Origin of the sequence: Pseudomonas sp. NY15463, assembly GCF_048068415.1 — a bacterium.
GTDB classification, from domain to species: Bacteria; Pseudomonadota; Gammaproteobacteria; order Pseudomonadales; family Pseudomonadaceae; genus Aquipseudomonas; species Aquipseudomonas mosselii_C.
On the sequence record NZ_JBLUQD010000002.1, the window covers coordinates 596,985 to 616,743 of the forward strand.

Annotated in this window: 17 protein-coding genes; 6 read left to right on the forward strand and 11 right to left on the reverse strand. The window is 62.0% G+C overall.

Annotation, left to right across the window (positions count from 1 at the left end):
• Positions 1–253: 253 nt before the first annotated feature.
• The 10 genes from ACNFIC_RS06895 to hmpA all read right to left on the reverse strand — a co-directional run bounded on the left by ACNFIC_RS06895 (position 254) and on the right by hmpA (position 11,005).
• Positions 254–637 carry a YkgJ family cysteine cluster protein gene (locus ACNFIC_RS06895; RefSeq protein ID WP_416780485.1) on the reverse strand — a complete coding sequence of 128 codons (384 nt, stop codon included), beginning with the start codon at positions 635–637 and terminating at the stop codon, positions 254–256.
• A gap of 228 nt (positions 638–865) precedes the next feature.
• Complete coding sequence (gene alaC, locus ACNFIC_RS06900) at positions 866–2,074, reverse strand: alanine transaminase (protein ID WP_138218928.1); 1,209 nt, start codon at positions 2,072–2,074, stop codon at positions 866–868.
• A 254-nt stretch (positions 2,075–2,328) separates the two neighbouring features.
• Positions 2,329–3,456: a hypothetical protein gene (locus tag ACNFIC_RS06905; protein WP_416780487.1), complete on the reverse strand. Its 1,128-nt coding sequence runs from the start codon at positions 3,454–3,456 to the stop codon at positions 2,329–2,331.
• Between the two features lie 134 nt (positions 3,457–3,590).
• Positions 3,591–4,478: a heme o synthase gene (gene cyoE / locus ACNFIC_RS06910; RefSeq protein ID WP_416780489.1), complete on the reverse strand. Its 888-nt coding sequence runs from the start codon at positions 4,476–4,478 to the stop codon at positions 3,591–3,593.
• Between the two features lie 11 nt (positions 4,479–4,489).
• Positions 4,490–4,822: a cytochrome o ubiquinol oxidase subunit IV gene (gene cyoD / locus ACNFIC_RS06915; protein ID WP_138218931.1), complete on the reverse strand. Its 333-nt coding sequence runs from the start codon at positions 4,820–4,822 to the stop codon at positions 4,490–4,492.
• Complete coding sequence (gene cyoC, locus ACNFIC_RS06920) at positions 4,822–5,445, reverse strand: cytochrome o ubiquinol oxidase subunit III (RefSeq protein ID WP_138218932.1); 624 nt, start codon at positions 5,443–5,445, stop codon at positions 4,822–4,824. The genes cyoD and cyoC overlap by 1 nt, the downstream gene beginning before the upstream one ends.
• A 3-nt stretch (positions 5,446–5,448) precedes the next feature.
• Positions 5,449–7,467 (reverse strand): cytochrome o ubiquinol oxidase subunit I, encoded by a 2,019-nt coding sequence (gene cyoB, locus ACNFIC_RS06925; protein ID WP_138218933.1) that lies wholly within the window; start codon positions 7,465–7,467, stop codon positions 5,449–5,451.
• A gap of 3 nt (positions 7,468–7,470) precedes the next feature.
• The gene (gene cyoA, locus ACNFIC_RS06930) at positions 7,471–8,415 is read right to left on the reverse strand and encodes a ubiquinol oxidase subunit II (RefSeq protein WP_138218934.1); all 945 of its coding nucleotides are present in this window, start codon (positions 8,413–8,415) and stop codon (positions 7,471–7,473) included.
• 560 nt (positions 8,416–8,975) lie between these two features.
• Positions 8,976–9,482 carry a disulfide bond formation protein B gene (locus ACNFIC_RS06935; RefSeq protein WP_138218935.1) on the reverse strand — a complete coding sequence of 169 codons (507 nt, stop codon included), beginning with the start codon at positions 9,480–9,482 and terminating at the stop codon, positions 8,976–8,978.
• 344 nt (positions 9,483–9,826) lie between these two features.
• Positions 9,827–11,005 (reverse strand): NO-inducible flavohemoprotein, encoded by a 1,179-nt coding sequence (gene hmpA / locus ACNFIC_RS06940; protein ID WP_138218936.1) that lies wholly within the window; start codon positions 11,003–11,005, stop codon positions 9,827–9,829.
• A 154-nt stretch (positions 11,006–11,159) separates the two neighbouring features.
• Between hmpA and norR the strand changes: the two genes are divergently transcribed.
• The 4 genes from norR (at position 11,160) to ACNFIC_RS06960 (ending at position 14,909) form a co-directional block, all read left to right on the forward strand.
• Positions 11,160–12,710, forward strand: a complete 1,551-nt coding sequence (norR, locus tag ACNFIC_RS06945; RefSeq protein ID WP_416780493.1) for a nitric oxide reductase transcriptional regulator NorR — start codon at positions 11,160–11,162, stop codon at positions 12,708–12,710.
• A 156-nt stretch (positions 12,711–12,866) separates the two neighbouring features.
• A complete protein-coding gene (locus ACNFIC_RS06950) occupies positions 12,867–13,766 on the forward strand; it encodes a chemotaxis protein (protein ID WP_138218938.1) in 900 nt (299 codons plus the stop codon).
• Positions 13,767–13,854: 88 nt separating this feature from the next.
• On the forward strand, positions 13,855–14,166 hold the full coding sequence (locus ACNFIC_RS06955; protein WP_138218939.1) for a hypothetical protein: 312 nt from the start codon (positions 13,855–13,857) through the stop codon (positions 14,164–14,166).
• Positions 14,163–14,909: a YkgJ family cysteine cluster protein gene (locus ACNFIC_RS06960; RefSeq protein ID WP_138218940.1), complete on the forward strand. Its 747-nt coding sequence runs from the start codon at positions 14,163–14,165 to the stop codon at positions 14,907–14,909. Before ACNFIC_RS06955 ends, ACNFIC_RS06960 begins: the two co-directional genes overlap by 4 nt.
• A gap of 12 nt (positions 14,910–14,921) precedes the next feature.
• Here the strand turns inward: ACNFIC_RS06960 and ACNFIC_RS06965 are convergent, their stop codons facing one another.
• Entirely contained in the window at positions 14,922–15,260 is a 339-nt protein-coding gene (locus ACNFIC_RS06965; protein ID WP_138218941.1) for a type 1 fimbrial protein, read from the reverse strand.
• A gap of 217 nt (positions 15,261–15,477) precedes the next feature.
• On the opposite strand from ACNFIC_RS06965, the gene ACNFIC_RS06970 reads away from it, so the two are divergent.
• Positions 15,478–16,665 carry an efflux RND transporter periplasmic adaptor subunit gene (locus tag ACNFIC_RS06970; protein WP_138218942.1) on the forward strand — a complete coding sequence of 396 codons (1,188 nt, stop codon included), beginning with the start codon at positions 15,478–15,480 and terminating at the stop codon, positions 16,663–16,665.
• Positions 16,662–19,754 (forward strand): multidrug efflux RND transporter permease subunit, encoded by a 3,093-nt coding sequence (locus ACNFIC_RS06975; RefSeq protein WP_416780497.1) that lies wholly within the window; start codon positions 16,662–16,664, stop codon positions 19,752–19,754. The genes ACNFIC_RS06970 and ACNFIC_RS06975 overlap by 4 nt, the downstream gene beginning before the upstream one ends.
• The last annotated feature ends 5 nt before the right edge of the window (positions 19,755–19,759 follow it).

The window sequence follows — 19,759 nt, forward strand, 5'->3', positions numbered from 1 at the left end:
AAACTGCGAAACACGCATTGGCCGAAAACCTGACCCCTGGCTACAGATTTTCCTTTGAGGGAATGTGTAGCCGGTCGGAGTCAGGGGAGCACAGCGCAGGCGCAGGTCAAATAGTGTTAATACTTTTTCTAGCCACCCCGTATTCATTGGATTATCTAGCGCAACGGATTGGATCCAGCCGACGAAAGGTAGTGGCTAAGTGCTAGACCAGACGGGCTTTAGGCGTGTTTTCGAGCGCACGCGCGGGCGCGGTTCACGCCACTTGCGCGCCGTCATCGGGCCAGTGCGGCTCGTTGGCCTCCGGTGGTGTCAGCGGTGGCAAGCCATAGGCTGCACGGGCGTCGTCGCAGCTGGGATTGTGTACACCGTTTTCCCAGGACGCCTCGAACTCGCGGCAAGGGCTCGAACGGTTCTCATAGATCGTGCAAGCCACTTGGGTGCCGATCTCGCCGCCCAGGCTGACGCAGCGGCAGGGTTTGGCGTCGGTACCGATCATCGCGACCCGGGTGGGGTTGATCTGCACCACCAGATCGTCGGGCACCAGCCCGCCGGCAGACTGGCACTCACCCCAGAAGAAAGACACACGAAAGTAGCCGCAGCAGGCGCCGCAGGTCAGGCAAGGGTTCTGTTCGGACATGATGGCCAGGAGGGAAAGTTGTTGTTGTCGGGCCGGGTGGCCGCGGCGCTATTTGTAATCCAGGCGCGAACGGCTGAGAAGAGGGGGGAATGAAAAAAACACGGCCGCTGGTCGCGGCCTCAAGCGGCTAGCCACAAGCGGCAAGAAAAAGCACTGTGCTCTCCCCTGCCACTGATAGCGAAAGCCACAAGCAGCCGGTATTGCACCGTTCAGCTGGCGGCTTGCGGCTTATTTGCTGGTCAAGCCATCGGCGCGGAACATCTGCCGAATACCGCGAATGGCCTGGCGAATGCGGTCCGGGTTCTCGATCAGGGCAAAACGCACATGGTCATCGCCGTAATCGCCAAAACCAATGCCCGGCGACACGCAGACCTTCGCCTCAGCCAGCAGCTTCTTGGAGAACTCCAGCGAGCCCAGGTGTGCATAGGCCTCGGGGATCTTGGCCCATACATACATCGAGGCCTTCGGGTTCTCGACCATCCAGCCCATTTCATGCAGGCCCTTGACCAGCAGGTTGCGGCGCTGGCGGTACTGCTCGGCGATGTCGCGCACGCATTGCTGGTCGCCTTCGAGGGCCGCGATGGCCGCCACTTGCAGCGGCGTGAAGGTGCCATAGTCGTGGTAGCTCTTGATTCGTGCCAAGGCGCTGACCAACTCGGGATTGCCGACCATGAAGCCGATCCGCCAGCCGGCCATGTTGTAGCTCTTGGACAGCGTGAAGAACTCCACCGCGATGTCCTTGGCCCCCGGGACCTGCATGATCGACGGCGCCTTCCAGCCGTCGTAGACGATATCGGCGTAGGCCAGGTCATGCACTACCAATACATCGTACTGCTTGGCCAGGGCCACCACGCGCTCGAAGAAGTCCAGTTCGACGCACTGTGCGGTCGGGTTGGAGGGGAAACCGAGGATCATCATCTTCGGCTTGGGGATCGACTCGCGAATCGCCCGCTCCAGCTCGTTGAAGAAATCCACCCCCGGTACCAGCGGCACCGAGCGTACTTGCGCCCCGGCGATCACTGCGCCGTAGATGTGAATCGGGTAGCTGGGGTTGGGGACCAGCACGGTATCACCCTGGTCGAGGGTGGCAAGCATCAGGTGCGCAAGGCCTTCCTTCGAGCCGATGGTGACGATGGCTTCGCTTTCCGGGTCGATCTCAACCGCGTAGCGCTCCTGATACCAGCGCGAGATGGCGCGGCGCAGACGCGGAATCCCGCGGGAGGTGGAGTAACCGTGGGTGTCTTCACGCTGGGCGACCTGCACCAGCTTCTCGACGATATGCGGCGGGGTCGCGCCGTCGGGATTGCCCATGCTCAGGTCGATGATGTCCTCACCGCGGCGGCGCGCGGCCATCTTGAGCTCGGCGGTGATATTGAAGACGTATGGGGGGAGACGATCAATGCGCGCGAAACGGCGCGGCGAACCTGGATTGGCCATGCTTTCCTCTGGGGACGTAAGCGCCCGGAACCGTCCGAGCGACGCTGATCGCTGCGGCGACCAAATCAGACGATAGTCCCGCAGCAGTTATTTAGTAAAGAGAAATTTCCTGTTTTTATAAATTTTTTCAGGCCTATACGTCGTATTTTTATGATTTACACGAACACAAAAACATTCAACCCCCTCATACAGGGCTGCAACCCATTGATTTGCAAGCCGCCATGACGCTCGACGCAGGTCAAATCATCAGGTGCTCAGCGCAAGGCGTTGTAGGTAGCCCCATCGACCTGTGACAGCGCCAACCCCTCACGCGGCTCGAACCCCTGTCCGGTGATGGCGCTGAAGCTTGAGCTCTGGTTGCCGTAGTGGGCAGTCCGGTCATCGACGCTGCCTTCGGTCAGCAGGGTGTACGAATGCTTGCGCATGGCCACGTAACGCGCCTCTTGCCTGGCCATGGTGTTGTGGTACTCCATCAACTGGCCATCGCTGAGCTTGACGGTCTTGGCCAGCGACACGCCCCAGCGCGACAGGCACACCTCGGCGAAATGGCGCACGACCAAGCCGGGCTCGACCAGATCCTGGCCGCTACCTGCACCGTCGGCCGAGGCATTTCCTACAAGCGTCGCATGGCGTCCGGGCATCGGAAAAACATGCACGCGCGTGCCCGCAACGCAGCGCGGCACCACGCAGGCGAAGCCCTTGGAGCGCTCGTCGCGGGAGTAGAAGCCGACATACTCCTTGACGTTATCTTGCAGTAGCACGCGATGCGGCTGTACCTGCAACACCCCCGGCACCGGGTCGATGACGAAGATGTTGACCGGCACGTGCATAAGCTGCGGATCATTGGCCATGGCATTGGCGAGCATGTGGCAACTGATACCCCCCCTGCTCCACCCCACCAGGTTGACCTGAGTCGGGATACGCGGCTTGCGGAACAGGCGAATGATCTGCTCCTGCAAGTCCTGGGAAGTGAGCAGGCGACTGCCATAGTCGTAGGTCCGCCAGAACCACGAAGCGGTCGCGGTGGCATCCGGGATAGGTACACCCGATGCCTTGAGTCGGCTGTACTCGGCCTCGCTGAGGTTCGTGCGCTTCCAGTTGCTCTCACCCTTGATGAGTTGCAACACGTGACTGACGTTCTCTTCCCAGCCTCGGCCAAACAACTGGCCGGTCCAGTTGAAGTATCCGCCAGGTTCGACGAACAAGTCATCATCCTGCAGGTTGCCGCTGCCTGGACCATCGACTGCGATCCAATGGGCGAACTCCCTGCCCTGATCGTTGCTGGCCAGGGTCGAGACCAGCTCGCCGTTCCAGAAATGCGGATGGCGGTCGTCGAAACGGTGCGAACCGGTGCCACAGAAATACGCCGTGAATACGCTCATGCCAAAGGCTCCTGAATGATCGGAGCCCAGAGGATGAATAGCCGCAGGCTTCACCAACAGCCGGAAACCCGACCGCCAGATAAAGAAAAACCCCGGCACGAGGGCCGGGGTTCTCCGTATAACAGGCGTCTGTATCAGCGCGCGTAGGTCATCAGCACATCGGCTGCGGTCTGGCTGTCCACCCCCATCATCACGCTCAAGGCAGTGACGAGGAGAATGGAGAAACCAAACACTTTGCGCGCCCACTTGCTGTCGTCCTCGGCCTTGTAGCCGCCCCAGGCCATGTACAGCCAGTACAGGCCCATGGCAGCGGCAACGGCGAGGTAACCCAGGCCGGCATAGCCGCCCAAGGTCAGCATCAAGGTGGCGAGCACGAAGGCCAGCACGTACAGCACGATCTGCTTCTTCGCCGCCAGGATACCGCGCGCCACCGGCAGGACCGGAATGTTGGCAGCGCTATAGTCCTTGAAGCGGAAGATCGCGATGGCGAAGCTGTGCGGCATCTGCCACAGGCTGAACATCACCAGCAGGGTCACGGCAGCCAGGTCGAAGCTGTTGCTCACGGCGCAGTAGCCAATCACCGGAGGCATGGCACCGGACAGGCTGCCAACCAAGGTGCCGTGCACCGACTTACGTTTGAGCCACAGGCTGTAGAAGCCGACGTAGACGATGAACCCAACCAGCGCACAGAACGCCGCCAGCGGGTTGGCCTGGACATACAGCAGGCTGAAGCCCACCACCCCGAGCAGGGTGGCGTAGACCAGCGCGAGGGTCAGCGACATGCCGCCCTGCACCATGACGCGGTTCTTGGTGCGCTCCATCTTGTGGTCGATGTCACGGTCGATGCAGTTGTTGAACACGCACCCGGACGCCACCACCAGCGAAGTACCGATCACCACTGCCAGGAACAGGGCGAAGTCCACATGGCCCTTCGAGGCAAGGAAGAAGCCGCCTGCCACGGAAAGCACGTTACCGAAAATGATCCCCGGTTTGGTGATTTGGATAAAGTGCTTAACGGACATGCAGGCTTACCTCACTTGGCCATCATTTCGAAGTGGATGCTGAACATGATCCACAGCGACAGGCCGACCAACAGAGCGATCACCAAAGTGGTGAACAGGAACGTCGACACGTTGGAACGCTGCTCTTTCGAGCGATCCATGTGCAGGAAGTAGACGAGGTGTACTACTACCTGGATGACGGCCATGGCCACCACGATCAGAACGGTCAGGTTCTTCGGCAGGCTTGGGAACATCACCAGGCCAAACGGGATCGCGGTCAGGATGATCGACAGTACGAAGCCGATCATGTAGGACTTCACGCTGCCGTGATTGCCTTCGTGATGAGTGTCGTGTGCGCTAGCCATTACAGAACCCCCAGCAGGTAGACGACGGTGAATACGCAGATCCAGACCACGTCCAGGAAGTGCCAGAACAGGCTCAGGCAGCTCATGCGGGTCTTGGCGGTCGGCGTGATGCCGTGCTTGTTGATCTGATACATCATGACCGACATCCAGATCAGACCGGCAGTCACGTGCAGACCGTGGGTACCGACCAGCGCGAAGAACGCCGACAGGAAGCCACTGCGCTGCGGGCCGAAACCTTCTGCGACCAGGTGATGGAACTCGTAGATTTCCATCGCGATGAAGCCGGCACCGAACAGGAAGGTCACGGCCAACCAGCCCAGTACGCCTGCCTTGTTACCGGCGAACATCTTCAGCATGGCGAAGCCGAAGGTGATCGAGGACAGCAGCAGGAACGCGGTCTCAACCAGCACGAAGTCGAGCTGGAAGATGTCGTGACCCGACGGGCCGCCGGCAAAACTGCCGGACAGCACCGCGTAGGTGGCGAAGAGCGACGCAAACAGGATGCAGTCGGTCATCAGGTAGAGCCAGAAACCGAGGACGGTCATCTGGCCCGAGTCGTGGTGGTGATCGTCGTGCCCATGGTCGTGACCATGTGCATCACCGTGCATTACTTGAGTGGACATTGATTACACCCGTTCAAACGATTCGACACGTGCGCCGGCAGGCAGAGCACCTGCTTGAGCCAGCGCTTTCATGCGCTCGCCCTCGATGCGCGCCACTTCTTCGGCCGGCACCATGTAGCCCTGGTCGTCACGCGCAGCGTGGCGAACGAAGACCGCGATGGTCGCGACCAGGCTCGCGCCAACCAGCCACCAGATGTGCCAGATGAAGGCGAAGCCGAACACGGTCAGGAACAGACCCATGAACAGGCCGGTAGCAGTGTTGCTCGGCATGTGGATCGCTTCGTACTTGGCAGGTGCCTTGTAGGCAGCACCGGCTTGCTTGGCTTCGTGCCAGGCGTCCAGACCAACGTGTTCTGGCATGTGAGCAAAGTTGTAGAACGGAGGTGGCGACGAAGTCGACCATTCCAGGGTACGACCGCCCCATGGGTCGCCGGTCACGTCCAGGTTCTGCTTGCGGTCGCGGACCGACACGTAGATCTGGATCAGCTGGCAAGCGATACCGAACAGGATCAGCACGGCGCCGACGACGGCCACGTACAGGTAGGGTTCCCACAGCGGGTTGTCGGAGTGGTTCAGGCGACGAGTCATGCCCATGAAGCCCAGCGCGTACAGCGGCATGAATGCCACGTAGAAGCCGGAGATCCAGAACCAGAAGGCAGCCTTGCCCCACTTCTCGTTCAGGGTGAAGCCGAAGGCTTTCGGGAACCAGAAGGAGAAACCAGCGATGTAGCCGAAGACCGCGCCACCGATGATTACGTTGTGGAAGTGAGCGATCACGAACAGGCTGTTGTGCAGGACGAAGTCAGCACCTGGAACGGCCAGCAGAACGCCGGTCATACCACCGATCGAGAAGGTGACCATGAAGCCCAGGGTCCACATAATCGGCGCGGTGAAACGCAGACGGCCCTGGTAGATGGTGAACAGCCAGTTGAACAGCTTCACACCGGTCGGAATGGAGATCAGCATCGTCGCCAAGCCGAAGAAGGTGTTGACGCTGGCGCCGGCACCCATGGTGAAGAAGTGGTGCAGCCAGACCGCGAAGCCGAGCACGGCAATCGCGCCCGAGGCGTAGATCATCGAGTGGTGACCGAACAGGCGCTTGCCTGCGAAGGTCGAGGTGACTTCCGAGAACACACCGAAGGCCGGCAGGATCAGGATGTAAACCTCAGGGTGACCCCATGCCCAGAACAGGTTGACGTACATCATCGGGTTCCCACCAAGCTCGTTGGTGAAGATGTGGAAGTCCAGATAACGGTCAACGGTCAGCAGGGCCAGTGCAGCAGTCAGGATCGGGAACGAAGCGACGATCAGCACGTTGGCCCAGGTGCAGGTCCAGGTGAAGATCGGCATGTCCATCAGCTTCATGCCAGGGGCGCGCATCTTCATCACGGTGACGAGGAAGTTCACGCCGGTCAGTGTCGTACCCAGGCCTGAGAGCTGTAGCGCCCAGATGTAGTAGTCGACACCCACCCCAGGACTGTACTGAATACCCGCGAGCGGCGGATAGGCAACCCAGCCGGTCTTGGCGAATTCACCAACGCCCAGCGAGATGTTGACCAGCAGCACGCCTGCCAGCAGCAGGTAGAAGCTCAGGGAGTTCAGGAACGGGAAGGCAACGTCACGTGCACCGATCTGCAGAGGAACAGCAAGGTTCATCAGGCCGGTGAAGAACGGCATCGCCATGAAGATGATCATGATCACACCATGCGCGGTGAAGATCTGGTCATAGTGTTCAGGCGGCAGATAGCCTTCGGAGCCACCGGTGGCGGCGGCCAGCTGGGTACGCATCATGATGGCGTCGGCGAAGCCGCGCAGCAGCATGACCATCGCGACGATGATGTACATCACGCCGATTTTCTTGTGGTCGACAGTGGTCAACCACTCGGTCCACAAGTAGGTCCACTTGCGGAAATAGGTGATGGCACCAACGACGGCGATACCACCGAGCGCGATCATGGCAAGCGTCACCATGACTATCGGCTCGTGATAGGGTATCGCCTCCAGGCTTAATTTACCGAACATCTCTTACTCCTCTGCACCGGCAGCTGGTTGCACACTCGATTCCACACCGTGGGTAGTGGCCAGATCTTTGCTGCCAGCTTCTTCGTGGACCGGCTTGCCGCGGTTCATGCCTTCGTACTTGTCGACGATGGTCTGGAACAGCTCAGCTGGCGCCTCGCTGTACAGCGCGACTGGGTTGTATTCGCTAGGCTTGGCCAGGGCTTCGTACTCGGCCTTGCCCAGTTTCAACGGCGACTGCTTCACTTCGGCGACCCACTTGTCGAAGTCTTCCTGGGAAGTAGCAGTAGCCTTGAATTTCATGCCGGTGAAGCCGGCGCCGCTGTAGTTGGCGGAGATACCGTCGAACTCACCGTTCTCGTTGGCGATCAGGTGCAGTTTGGTGGTCATGCCGGCCATGGCGTAGATCTGGCCGCCCAGGCCCGGGATGAAGAACGAGTTCATCACGGCGTCGGAGGTCACACGGAAGTTGACCGGGACGTTGGCTGGGAAGTTGATCTTGTTGACCGTGGCGATACCCTGCTCCGGGTAGATGAACAGCCACTTCCAGTCCAGTGCGACCACGTCGATCTGGATCGGCTTGACGTCCGAATCCAGCGGACGGTAAGGGTCCAGCTTGTGGGTGGAGTGGTAGGTGAAGTAGCCCAGGGCAATGATGATCAGGATCGGGATGATCCACACCGCGGCTTCAATCTTGGTCGAGTGCGACCAGTCCGGGGTGTAGGTGGCAGCCTTGTTGGAAGCACGGTACTTCCAGGCGAACGCCAGGGTCATGATGATGACGGGCACGACCACCAGCAGCATCAGGCCGGTAGCGATCAGGATCAGGTTCTTCTGCTCAATGCCCACCTGGCCCTTCGGATCGAGCAGGGTCCAGTTGCACCCACTGAGTAAAAGCATGCCTAAAAAGGGCAATATGCCAAACAGTCTGGGGTAACGCTTTTTACTCATCTCACGACCTCTAGATCAGCTTGCTTCAATGCAATTTGTGTTTTGGTAGCCAACACTTCGTCCTGCCAAGTGCGGCACTGCGCGCCCGTACTGGCTCCTGCCCGTGGTCTGACTGCAGGACCTTGGCGTCGAAGCGCGGTAGCGGTGCGTATGGTTTCGTAGGCAACAGGCCTGTACTTCAGACCAAGTCCATTTGGTGCGGGAAAACGCGGAGGGGGGTCCGCCCGGTATCGCCGTTGGGCGAAACTTGACGAAGTCAGCAAAAGGGAGCGCTGCGGCTTCCTTCAATCCTGCGACTTGCAAGCAGTGCCGAACGGAAATTGGGGGCGATTGTAGTGAGGTCGCCCACCATTGACTATGACTTATTGCGCAACAGTCTTTTACAGAATGCGTAACAATACTGGTCAAAAAATCAACTTCGCGACAGTTTGTCGCACCCCGTCCAATAGCCCTCAAACCCGCATTGCGCAAGGCCTGAAGCTTGATGCTGATCAATTATTCGACAGGGTTCGCGCCTTCTCTCTCACTGCAATAGACCTGGGTCAAAAAAGAACTTTGGTCTAAGCCTGACGACGGTTGCGGTAGATCCCCAAGGGCACCAGCGCCGCAGTCAGTACGAAAGCCACCAATGCCCATTGCGCGAGCGAAAGCCCCAGGATCGGCGGGTACGGCGTCGAGCAGAAACCGTCGACCTGGAATGCCAGCGGCCACAGCTTGGCCAGCGGCAGGTCGTCGACGATCGGTTGCAGTGTATCGATGCCGCAGCTGACCATCGGGTTGGCGAGTATATACACATGGTTGCCAGCCGCAATGATTCCCCCAACGGCACTGAGCACGACCAGCGCCTCAAAGAAGGTCAGGCTGCGTCGCCCCGGCATGGCAGCGGCCAGGAACGCGAAGATCGCGATGAACAACAGGGCGTAGCGCTGCAGGATGCACAGCGGGCACGGAGCCTCACCCAGCACCACCTGCATGTACAACGCACCGCCGATCAGCGCCAGACAGATCAGGCCCAGTAGCACCAGGAAGCGCCGCTCGCGGTTCAGGCGCGATGAGAGTTCGTTCATAGCCGATTCCTTCGATGGAGAGTGGCAGCGCAGGCTGCCCGACGGGCGCCAAGTCTACACGCTGGATCAAACAGGGAAAGCGTCGAAGAAAGGCATACGCGGCTATCCACCGATGCTCTAGGACCGGATAGGCCGGTTTCGGTTCACTGCTCAGCCTGAAAAAACACCCCAGCCCACGCCTGGGACAAAGGCAAGCCCCTCGACAATCGGAAGTGAAGGATAACCTGATTAATGCAGGATTAAAGATGAAGGAAGGTGTAACCGCGTTCATCTCTTTTGCTATATAGAAGAAGCGGCCAAAACCCTCGCGGTGCACCTAGGCGCACCGCGAGAGGCAGAGCACGTTACACCAAAGCCGCCGCTGGCCCGAAGAATTCATAGCGGCTCTGCCCTGGCGGCACGCCAATCGCCTTCAGGTGGCGCTTGATCGCGGCCATGAAACCCTTCGGCCCGAGGAAATACACCTGTACGTCACGCTCGCGTGGCAGCCACTCGGCCAGCAGTTCCTGATTCAGCACGCCCAGCGCATCGGCATGCTGGCTGCCGTCATCCTCGGCATAGCAATAGAAGCGCTTGAGCTGTGGATGGCGCGCCGCCAGTTCATCGACCCAGTCACCGAAAGCGTGCACCGCGCCATTGCGCGCACAATGAATGAAATGCACCGGGCGTGTGGTCTTGAGCGCCGCCTCCAGCATCGCCAGGGTCGGGGTGATGCCCACGCCACCACTGATCAGCACCAGCGGCTTGTCACCGGCCGCCAGGGTGAAGTCACCGGCCGGTGGGAATAGTTGCAGGGTATCGCCCACCTTCAACGCATCATGTAGGTAGTTGGACACCTTGCCTCCCGGCTCGCGCTTGACGCTGATGCGGTACTGCACACCGTCGCACAGCGCCGACAGCGAGTAGTTGCGCCGCTGCTCCTGGCCATCGACGAACAATTGCAGGCCGATGTATTGACCAGGCTCGGCCTTGAGCACGGGTTGGCCATCGACTGGCGCGAAATAGAACGAGACGATCTCGCAGCTTTCCACCTCGCGGCGCACCAGACGGAATTCGCGGGTGCCGCGCCAACCACCGAGCGCCTGCGCCTTCTGTTGGTAAAGGCTCTCTTCAGCGCCAATGAGGATATCGGCCAACTGGCCGTAGGCGGCGCCCCAGGCGTCGATCACTTCGGGGGTGGCGATGTCCTTGCCCAGCACTTCCTCGATGGCCCGCAACAGGCAACTGCCGACGATCGGGTAGTGCTCGGGCAGGATCTGCAAGGCCACATGCTTGTTGATGATCTGCCCAACCAGCCCACCGAGCTGATCGAGCTGGTCGATGTGCCGGGCGTACATCAACACGCCGTTGGCCAAGGCACGCGGCTGGTCACCACTGGCCTGGTGCGCCTGGTTGAACAGCGGTCGCACCTCGGGGTGCTCGTTGAGCATCATCTTGTAGAAATGCGTGGTCAGCGCCTCGCCACCGCTTTCCAGCAGGGGGACGGTGGCCTTGATGATTGCACGTTGTTCGGCATTTAGCATTGCAACGACTCCTGAGCCTTGGGCTTCGAATGGTTGCCTGAGGTATTTCAGCAATCGTGCCAAGTCAAAACACCAATGAATTCGGGGCCTTGAGCGACAAGGTGTCAAAATGACAAGGCTACAGGTATAGTCATTAAGACCAATAGGAGTCATTATGACTGCAAAGCCCCTGCTCACCGCCCTTCTGCCACTGGTCAGCGACCTGTCCCGCGACCTGCCCGACCAGGAGCGCTATCGCCGGCTACTGCAAGCCATGCGTGGCTTGCTGCCATGCGACGCCGCCGCGCTGCTGCGCCTGGACGGCGAGTGGCTGGTGCCACTGGCGGTAGACGGACTGTCAGCGGACACCCTGGGCAGGCGTTTTCGGATCAGCGAGCATCCGCGTTTCCAGATTTTGCTCAGCCGCCCCGAGCCCACGCGTTTTGCCAGTGACAGTCCGCTGCCAGATCCGTATGACGGCTTGGTCAGCGCAGCGCATGTGGACCTTGAAGTACACGACTGCATGGGCTGCCCGCTGATGGTCGACGAGCGGCCCTGGGGCCTGTTGACCCTCGACGCCCTCAGCCCCGGACAGTTCCAACGTCTGGAGCTGGACGCGCTCCAGGCTTTCGCCAGCCTGGCAGCGGCCACCGTGACCGTGGCCGAGCGCATCGAGCACCTGGCCCTTCGCGTCGAAGACGCGCAACAGCGCGTGGAGGTCTACCGCCAGGCCAGCGGCCAGGACCGCGAACTGATCGGTCAAAGCAAGGCACACAAGCATGTGGTCGAAGAGCTGCGTCTGGTCGCTGGCAGCGACCTGACCGTGCTGATTACCGGCGAGACCGGCGTTGGCAAGGAGCTGGTGGCCCAGGCCCTGCACCGCGCCAGTCAACGTGCCGACAAACCGCTGATCAGCCTGAACTGCGCCGCCCTGCCCGACACCCTGGTGGAGAGCGAGCTGTTCGGCCATGTGCGCGGCGCGTTCACCGGCGCCCACGGCGAACGTCGCGGCAAGTTCGAACTGGCCAACGGCGGCACGTTGTTCCTCGACGAAGTCGGCGAGCTACCCCTATCGGTCCAGGCCAAGCTGTTACGGGTGCTGCAAAGCGGCCAGCTGCAACGCTTGGGCTCGGATCGCGAACACCGGGTAGACGTGCGCCTGATCGCCGCCACCAACCGCGACCTGGCCGAAGAAGTGCGCAGCGGCCGCTTTCGCGCCGACTTCTATCACCGCCTCAGCGTCTACCCATTGCGGGTCCCGCCACTGCGCGAGCGTGGTCGTGACGTGCTGTTGCTGGCCGGCTATTTCCTGGAACAGAACCGCTCGCGCCTGGGGCTGGGAAGCCTGCGGTTATCCGCCGAAGCGCAGCACGCCTTGCAGGCCTACGACTGGCCGGGCAACGTGCGCGAACTGGAACACCTGATCGGGCGCTCGGCACTCAAGGCGCTGGGACAACAGGCGCAGCGCCCAAAAATTCTGACCCTGGAAGCGGCAGACCTGGACCTGCGCAGTACGCCCTCCCCTGTATCGGCGCCCACCGCGCCGCCCTCAACCGCCGCCACATTGCCAACAGGCGGCCTGCGCGAGGCGTTGGATGCTTATCAGCGCCAGGTAGTCCAAGCCTGCCTGCAACGCCATGGCGACAATTGGGCCGCAGCGGCGCGCGAGCTGGGGCTGGATCGCGCCAACCTGAACCGGCTGGCCAAACGCCTGGGGCTACGCTGAACGGCGCTCGCCTAGCGCGGCCCCGCCAGCAGACACGTACGTTGCAGGTGCGGCGCCGACGTCCCCCCGTTACGCTGGGTTACAAACTCATCTAAAGCACCAGCCGCACAGGCCGATAACCCGGCATACTCTCTTTTTCGGTAACGAAGGTCCCCCATGGCCACGCAAAAAGCCCGCGCGGACTCGTTGTCCCTGCTGCTCTTCACCCTGCGCAGCGGCAAGCTGATGGCAATCAACTTGCTCAAGGTCAGCGAGATCATTCCCTGCCCGCCACTGACCAAGCTGCCCGAAGCCCACCCGCACGTCAAAGGCGTCGCCACCCTGCGCGGCAATTCGCTGTCGGTGATCGACCTGTCACGCGCCATCGGCGAAATGCCGCTGGCCGACCCGGACGGCGGCTGCCTGATCGTCACCGAGATCAGCCGCTCGCGCCAGGGTCTGCATGTGCAGGCGGTCAGCCGCATCGTCCATTGCCTGAGCACCGATATCAAGCCGCCACCGTTCGGTTCCGGCAACCGCTCGTTCATCACCGGCGTGACCCGGGTCGACAATACCTTGGTGCAGGTGCTGGACATCGAGAAGGTGATCCACGGCATCGCTCCGCCCCATCACGAACCGCATCCAGGCGAGGTGAACGAAGAAGACGCAAGCCTGCTCGCGGCAGCCAACATCCTGGTGGTCGATGACAGCCAGGTGGCCCTGCAGCAATCGGTGCATACCCTGCGCAACCTGGGCCTGGAATGCCACACCGCGCGCAGCGCCAAGGATGCGATCAACGTGCTGCTGGAGCTGCAAGGCACCGACAAGGAGATCAACATCATTGTCTCGGACATCGAAATGTCCGAAATGGACGGCTTTGCCTTCACTCGTACCCTGCGCGAAACCCCGGATTTCCAGCACCTGTACATCCTCCTGCACACTTCGCTGGACAGCGCCATGAGTGGCGACAAGGCCAAGGAGGCCGGTGCCAACGCCATCCTGACCAAGTTCTCCTCGCCAGAGCTGACCGATTGCCTGGTGGTTGCCGCCAGGGCCGTGGTGTTCGCCGAACGCTGATATATTCAGCGACAAACTCCCTGGCTTGATGCCGGGGAGCGTTCGGGCATAATTCGCACCCCTTGGATGTTCGACGGCGGTGCCGCTCATGAAACTTCTCAGCTCCTGGCTGATGGCTTGCGCGCTGTTCAGCGGCGCAGCCCTCGCCTCCAGCCCGCAAGCCTGGAACGACCAGCGCCAGCACATGCTCAAGGCCTGCCTGAAGGCCAGCCAGTTCAACAATGCGCATGCCCTGGGCAAGCCCGCCGAGTTCGATGACCGGGTTGGCTATAGCGCCTTGCTGATCGAAGGCGTCTACCGGCAGAAGCACATGAACAAGCGTACCGGCACCGAACTGTGCCTGTACGACCACCAGCGCCAGCAGGCCTTCGTTACCGAGTGGAATGCAGGCAAGCCGTGAACCACAGCATCCATTTCAGTTGCACCGGCTGTGGCCGATGCTGCACCGGCCACCATGTTCCCCTCACCCTTGCTGAAACCCACCGCTGGGCGGCGTCCGGCGGGCAAGTGGTGGTGCTCATCGAAGGCTTTATCAGCGATGGCCCCGGGATGCCGCTGGAGCAACGCGAGCATGTGCTACGCCGCTCCCACCCCGTGCGCTGCGGCGACGGCGAACTACAGGTGTCGGTGACCTTCGCCGCGTTCAACCCTGGTCGCTGCCGCAACCTTGACGACGACGACCGCTGCACGATCTATGCGCAGCGGCCACTGGTATGCCGTATCTATCCAGCCGAGATCAACCCGCACCTGCCGCTGCGCCCAGAAAACAAGGACTGCCCAAGCGAAGCCTGGCAGCAGGGGCCGGCGCTGATCCTCGGTGGGCAGTTGCAGGATGCAGGGCTCATCGCGCTGATCGAGGCATCACGCCGGGCCGACCGTGAAGATATCGCCAGCAAGGTCGCCATCTGCCAGGCACTGGGGATGACCACCAGTGCGCTCAAGGGCAACGGCTTTACCGCCTGGCTACCCGACATGGGCGCCCTGCTTTCGGCGCTGGAGACGCAGACGCAGCCTGTGGATAACGCCACGCAATCGCAGTGGCAAGTACACATGACTGACGAGGCCCTGGCTGCCAGCCTGCACCTGCATGGTGTGCAGACCACCGCCGAAGCACCGGTGTACTACGCCTTTATCGGGTTTTGAGCGCGAACGCCACTAGGGGATACTCACCAGCAACGTGACCCCGGTCGGCTGCATCGCCCGCGCCTGGGCGCCATCGGTGAGCGCAATGACCTGCATGTTCAAGGCAGCGGCCTTGCCACATGCGGGGTCACTGAGATCGTAGCTTAACCGCAGCGTGACCCCGTCGACGCTGATCAAGCGGCCCTGCGCTGGCGGACTGCGCCGCGTGAGGCTGGCGTCGCCGACCTGTAGCGCGCAGGTAGGCTCGACAATGCGGCCGCGGAACTCGATCACGCCTTGGGCCATCGTGTGCAGGACAACACCCGAAAACGTGATGACCACAAGCCAGAGGGTGAACATGAGCTTTTTCATGGTGTGCGCCTTGCCTCGGTGGGTACACCCTCAGCATGCCGCGCATCAGGCGTTAGCCAAATGGCGAAACTGCGCCACATGGCGTCGTCGTTTTCCCATTCAAGATCAGAAAAAGCCGCATCAATGCCTAACTGACAGCCATGACAGCTTGCTGTCACGCTGCCGACCCCCATGACACGCTATAAGAAACCTATCCCCACGCCACCGCGAACATCCCATGACCGCACGCCCGATGCGTTACTTGCCGATCATCCTGGCCGCTGCCGCCCTCTTCGCCGTAGCGGGTTGGCTACTGGACAAACCTGCGGCCCCGAGCACGGCCAGCGCGGGCATTCCGGTACGCGTGGTGGCGGTGGCCCAGCAAGACGTGCCGCGCTACCTGGGCGCTATCGGCTCGGTACTGTCGCTGCACAGCGTCGAAGTGCGACCGCAGGTCGAAGGCGTGCTCACGCAAGTCCTGGTGAAGGAAGGGCAATGGGTGAAACAGGGCGACTTGCTGGCCACCCTCGATGACCGGGCGATCCGCGCCAGCCTTGACCAGGCACGCGCACAACTCGGCCAGACACAGGCGCAACAGCAAGTGGCCAACGTCAACCTCAAGCGCTACAAGCTGCTGAGCAGCGACGACAGCGTGTCGAAACAGACCCTCGACCAGCAGCAGGCGCTGGTCAATCAGTTGCAGGCAACGCTCAAAGGCGACCAGGCGGCCATCGACAACGCCAGCGTGCAGTTGAGCTACACGCAGATCCGCTCGCCGGTCAGCGGCCGCGTGGGTATTCGCAACGTCGACCCGGGCAACCTGGTGCGCACCAGCGATACCCAGAGCCTGTTCAGCGTCACCCAGATCGACCCGATCGCGGTGGAGTTCTCACTGCCACAGCAGCAGTTACCGACCCTGCAAAACCTGCTAAAGGCCAGTACCCCGGCCCAGGTCGAGGCTTACATGGACGCCGACGGCGAGCGCAGTCTGCTGGGCACGGGGCACCTAGCGCTGATCGACAACCAGGTATCGGCCACCACCGGCACGGTGCGGGTCAAGGCCGAATTCGACAACCAGGACGGCCACCTGTGGCCTGGCCAACTGGTCACCGTGCGCCTGCGCACCGCCGTGGATGAGCACGCCCTGGTGGTGCCGCCGCCGGTGGTGCAGCGCAGTATCGACGGCCACTTCGTCTACCGCCTGGACGGCGACAAGGTCACCAGCGTGCCGGTGAAAGTGCTGTATCAGGACAGCACGCTGAACATCGTCGCGGGGGTCAAGGCAGGCGATTGCCTGGTGCTCGACGGACAATCGCGACTCAAACCGGGCAGCCGGGTGGCCCCAAGCGATGAGGCCGCATGCAGGCCCGCACAGCGCTTGGCCGAGGGTAGTGTGGCCAGTGACCACCTGGAGCCCCAGCCATGAATACCCGCAACGGCATATCGGCCTGGTGCATCGACCACCCCATCGCCACCGTACTGCTGACCTTCGCCCTGGTACTGCTAGGCGCCATCGCCTTCCCGCGCCTGCCGGTGGCACCGCTGCCAGAGGCCGACTTTCCGACCATCCAGGTCACCGCCCAGTTGCCCGGTGCCAGCCCCGAGACCATGGCCTCTTCGGTGGCCACACCGCTGGAGGTGCAGTTCAGCGCCATCCCCGGCATGACCCAGATGACCAGCAGCAGCGCTCTGGGCTCGACCAACCTGACGTTGCAGTTCACCCTCGACAAGAACATCGATACCGCCGCCCAGGAAGTCCAGGCGGCAATCAACACCGCCACCGCGCGCCTGCCGCAGGACATGCCCAGCCCGCCGACCTGGCGCAAGGTCAACCCGGCCGACAGCCCGGTGCTCATCCTCACTGTCAGTTCCGCGCAGATGCCCACCAACGCACTGAGCGACTATGCCGAAACCCTGCTGGCACGCCAGCTCAGCCAGATCGACGGGGTCGGCCTGATCAACATCACCGGGCAACTGCGCCCGGCCATTCGCGTGCAAGCCCAACCTGAAAAACTCGCCGCCATCAGCCTCACCTTGGCCGACATCCGCCAGGCCATCCAGCAGACCAGCCTGAACCTGGCCAAGGGCGCGCTGTACGGCGAGCACAGCGTCTCGACCCTCGCCGCCAACGACCAGCTGTTCCATCCCGAGGACTACGCCAAGCTGATCGTCAGCTACCGCAACGGCGCACCGGTACACCTGTCGGATGTGGCCAAGGTGATCGACGGTGCCGAGAACGCCTACGTCAAAGCCTGGTCGGGCGACCAGCCGGGGCTGAACCTGGTGATCTTCCGCCAGCCCGGGGCGAACATCGTCGACACCGTGGACCGGGTACTCGACGCACTGCCACGCCTTCAACAGATGCTGCCAGCCTCGGTCGAGGTGTCGGTGCTGCAGGACCGTACCCAAACTATCCGCGCCTCGCTGCACGAGGTAGAGCTGACCTTGATGATCGCCGTGGCGCTGGTGATCGGGGTAATGGCGCTGTTCCTGCGCCAGTGGTCGGCGACCCTGGTGGTGTCCAGCGTGCTCGGTGTGACGCTGATCGCCAGTTGCGCCCTGATGTACGTGTTCGGCTTCAGCCTCAACAACCTCACACTGGTGGCCATCGTCATCGCCGTGGGCTTTGTGGTGGACGATGCCATCGTCGTGGTGGAAAACATCCACCGCCACCTGGAAGCCGGCGACGACAGCCGTACCGCCGCGCTCAAAGGCGCTGGCGAGATCGGCTTCACCGTGGTCTCGATCAGCGTCTCGCTGATTGCCGCGTTCATTCCGCTGCTGTTCATGGGCGGCGTGGTCGGCCGGCTGTTCAAGGAGTTCGCCCTGACCGCCACGGCGACCATTCTCATCTCGGTGGTGGTATCGCTGACCCTGGCACCAACCCTGTGCGCGCTGTTCATGCGCAAGCCGCCCCAGGAGCCGCACGATGGTTTCGGCCAGCGCCTGCTGCGCGGGTACGAAAAGGGCCTGGACAAAGCCCTGGCGCACCAGCGCACCACCCTCGGTGTGTTCGGCGTGACGCTGGCGCTGGCGGTGGCGGGCTACATCGCGATCCCCAAGGGCTTCTTCCCACTCCAGGACACAGGCTTCATCCTCGGCACCACCGAAGCCGCCGCAGACGTTTCGTACAGTTCGATGATCGAGAAACACCTGGCCCTGGCAAAGATCGTCGGTGCCGACCCGGCAGTGCGTGCCTTCTCGCATTCAGTGGGGGTCACCGGCAGTAACCAGACCATCGCCAACGGCCGCTTCTGGATCTCGCTCAAGCCACGTGGCGAGCGCGATGTGTCGGCCAGCCAATGGATCGACCGCATGCGCCCTAAACTCGCGCAGGTGCCGGGTATCGTCCTGTACATGCGGGCCGGCCAGGACATCAACCTCAGCTCCGGGCCCTCGCGCACTCAGTATCAATACGTGCTCAAGAGCAACGACGGCGTGGCGCTGAACATGTGGACCCAGCGCCTGACCGAGCGCCTGCGCCAGGTCCCGGCGTTGCGCGACCTGTCCAACGACTTGCAACTGGGCGCCAGCGTCACGCGGATCGACATTGACCGCCAGGCTGCGGCACGCTTCGGTCTGACCACCACCGACGTCGACCAGGCGCTATACGACGCATTCGGGCAACGTCAGATCAGCGAGTTCCAGACCGAGACCAACCAGTACAAGGTGATCCTCGAACTGGACGCGCGCCAGCGTGGCAAGGCCGAGAGCCTCAACTACTTCTACCTGCGCTCGCCGCTGTCGGGCGAAATGGTGCCGTTGTCGGCGCTGGCCCACGTCGCCGCGCCCAGCACCGGGCCGCTGTCGATCAGCCACGATGGGCTGTTCCCGGCCGCCAACCTGTCGTTCAACCTGGCCCCTGGCGTGGCCCTGGGCGATGCCGTGCAAATCATAGAACGCACCCAGCGCGAAATGGGCATGCCTGACGCGATCAGTGGCAACTTCCAGGGGGCCGCGCAGGCCTTCCAAAGCTCGCTGTCGAGCCAACCGTACCTGATCCTCGCCGCACTGGTGGCGGTGTACATCATCCTCGGCGTGCTTTACGAAAGCTTCGTACACCCGCTGACCATCATCTCGACCCTGCCGTCGGCAGGCTTGGGCGCGATCATCTTGCTGTGGGCCAGCGGCCAAGGCTTCACCATCATGGGGCTGATCGGCGTGGTACTGCTGATCGGCATCGTCAAGAAAAACGGCATTCTGTTGATCGACTTCGCCCTCGAAGCCCAGCGCAATCAGGCAATGACGCCCGAGCAAGCGATCCGCCAGGCCTGCCTGGTACGTTTGCGGCCGATCATCATGACCACCCTGGCAGCGTTGCTGGGCGCAGTGCCGCTGATGTTCGGCTTCGGCACCGGTGCCGAGTTGCGCCAGCCGCTGGGTATCGCGGTGGTTGGCGGGCTACTGGTCAGCCAGGCGCTGACGCTGTTCACCACCCCGGTCATATACTTGGCCCTGGAGCGCCTGTTCCATCGCCGCCACGCCGCCGCCACGGCCGCGCCGACCGCCAGCTGAGACAA

Bases quoted from the DNA above. Each gene is read 5' to 3' on its own strand.
- ACNFIC_RS06895 (WP_416780485.1), bottom strand. From the start codon at position 637: ATGTCCGAACAGAACCCTTGCCTGACCTGCGGCGCCTGCTGCGGCTAC.
- alaC (WP_138218928.1), bottom strand. From the start codon at position 2,074: ATGGCCAATCCAGGTTCGCCGCGCCGTTTCGCGCGCATTGATCGTCTC.
- ACNFIC_RS06905 (WP_416780487.1), bottom strand. From the start codon at position 3,456: ATGAGCGTATTCACGGCGTATTTCTGTGGCACCGGTTCGCACCGTTTC.
- cyoE (WP_416780489.1), bottom strand. From the start codon at position 4,478: ATGTCCGTTAAGCACTTTATCCAAATCACCAAACCGGGGATCATTTTC.
- cyoD (WP_138218931.1), bottom strand. From the start codon at position 4,822: ATGGCTAGCGCACACGACACTCATCACGAAGGCAATCACGGCAGCGTG.
- cyoC (WP_138218932.1), bottom strand. From the start codon at position 5,445: ATGTCCACTCAAGTAATGCACGGTGATGCACATGGTCACGACCATGGG.
- cyoB (WP_138218933.1), bottom strand. From the start codon at position 7,467: ATGTTCGGTAAATTAAGCCTGGAGGCGATACCCTATCACGAGCCGATA.
- cyoA (WP_138218934.1), bottom strand. From the start codon at position 8,415: ATGAGTAAAAAGCGTTACCCCAGACTGTTTGGCATATTGCCCTTTTTA.
- ACNFIC_RS06935 (WP_138218935.1), bottom strand. From the start codon at position 9,482: ATGAACGAACTCTCATCGCGCCTGAACCGCGAGCGGCGCTTCCTGGTG.
- hmpA (WP_138218936.1), bottom strand. From the start codon at position 11,005: ATGCTAAATGCCGAACAACGTGCAATCATCAAGGCCACCGTCCCCCTG.
- norR (WP_416780493.1), top strand. From the start codon at position 11,160: ATGACTGCAAAGCCCCTGCTCACCGCCCTTCTGCCACTGGTCAGCGAC.
- ACNFIC_RS06950 (WP_138218938.1), top strand. From the start codon at position 12,867: ATGGCCACGCAAAAAGCCCGCGCGGACTCGTTGTCCCTGCTGCTCTTC.
- ACNFIC_RS06955 (WP_138218939.1), top strand. From the start codon at position 13,855: ATGAAACTTCTCAGCTCCTGGCTGATGGCTTGCGCGCTGTTCAGCGGC.
- ACNFIC_RS06965 (WP_138218941.1), bottom strand. From the start codon at position 15,260: ATGAAAAAGCTCATGTTCACCCTCTGGCTTGTGGTCATCACGTTTTCG.
- ACNFIC_RS06970 (WP_138218942.1), top strand. From the start codon at position 15,478: ATGACCGCACGCCCGATGCGTTACTTGCCGATCATCCTGGCCGCTGCC.
- ACNFIC_RS06975 (WP_416780497.1), top strand. From the start codon at position 16,662: ATGAATACCCGCAACGGCATATCGGCCTGGTGCATCGACCACCCCATC.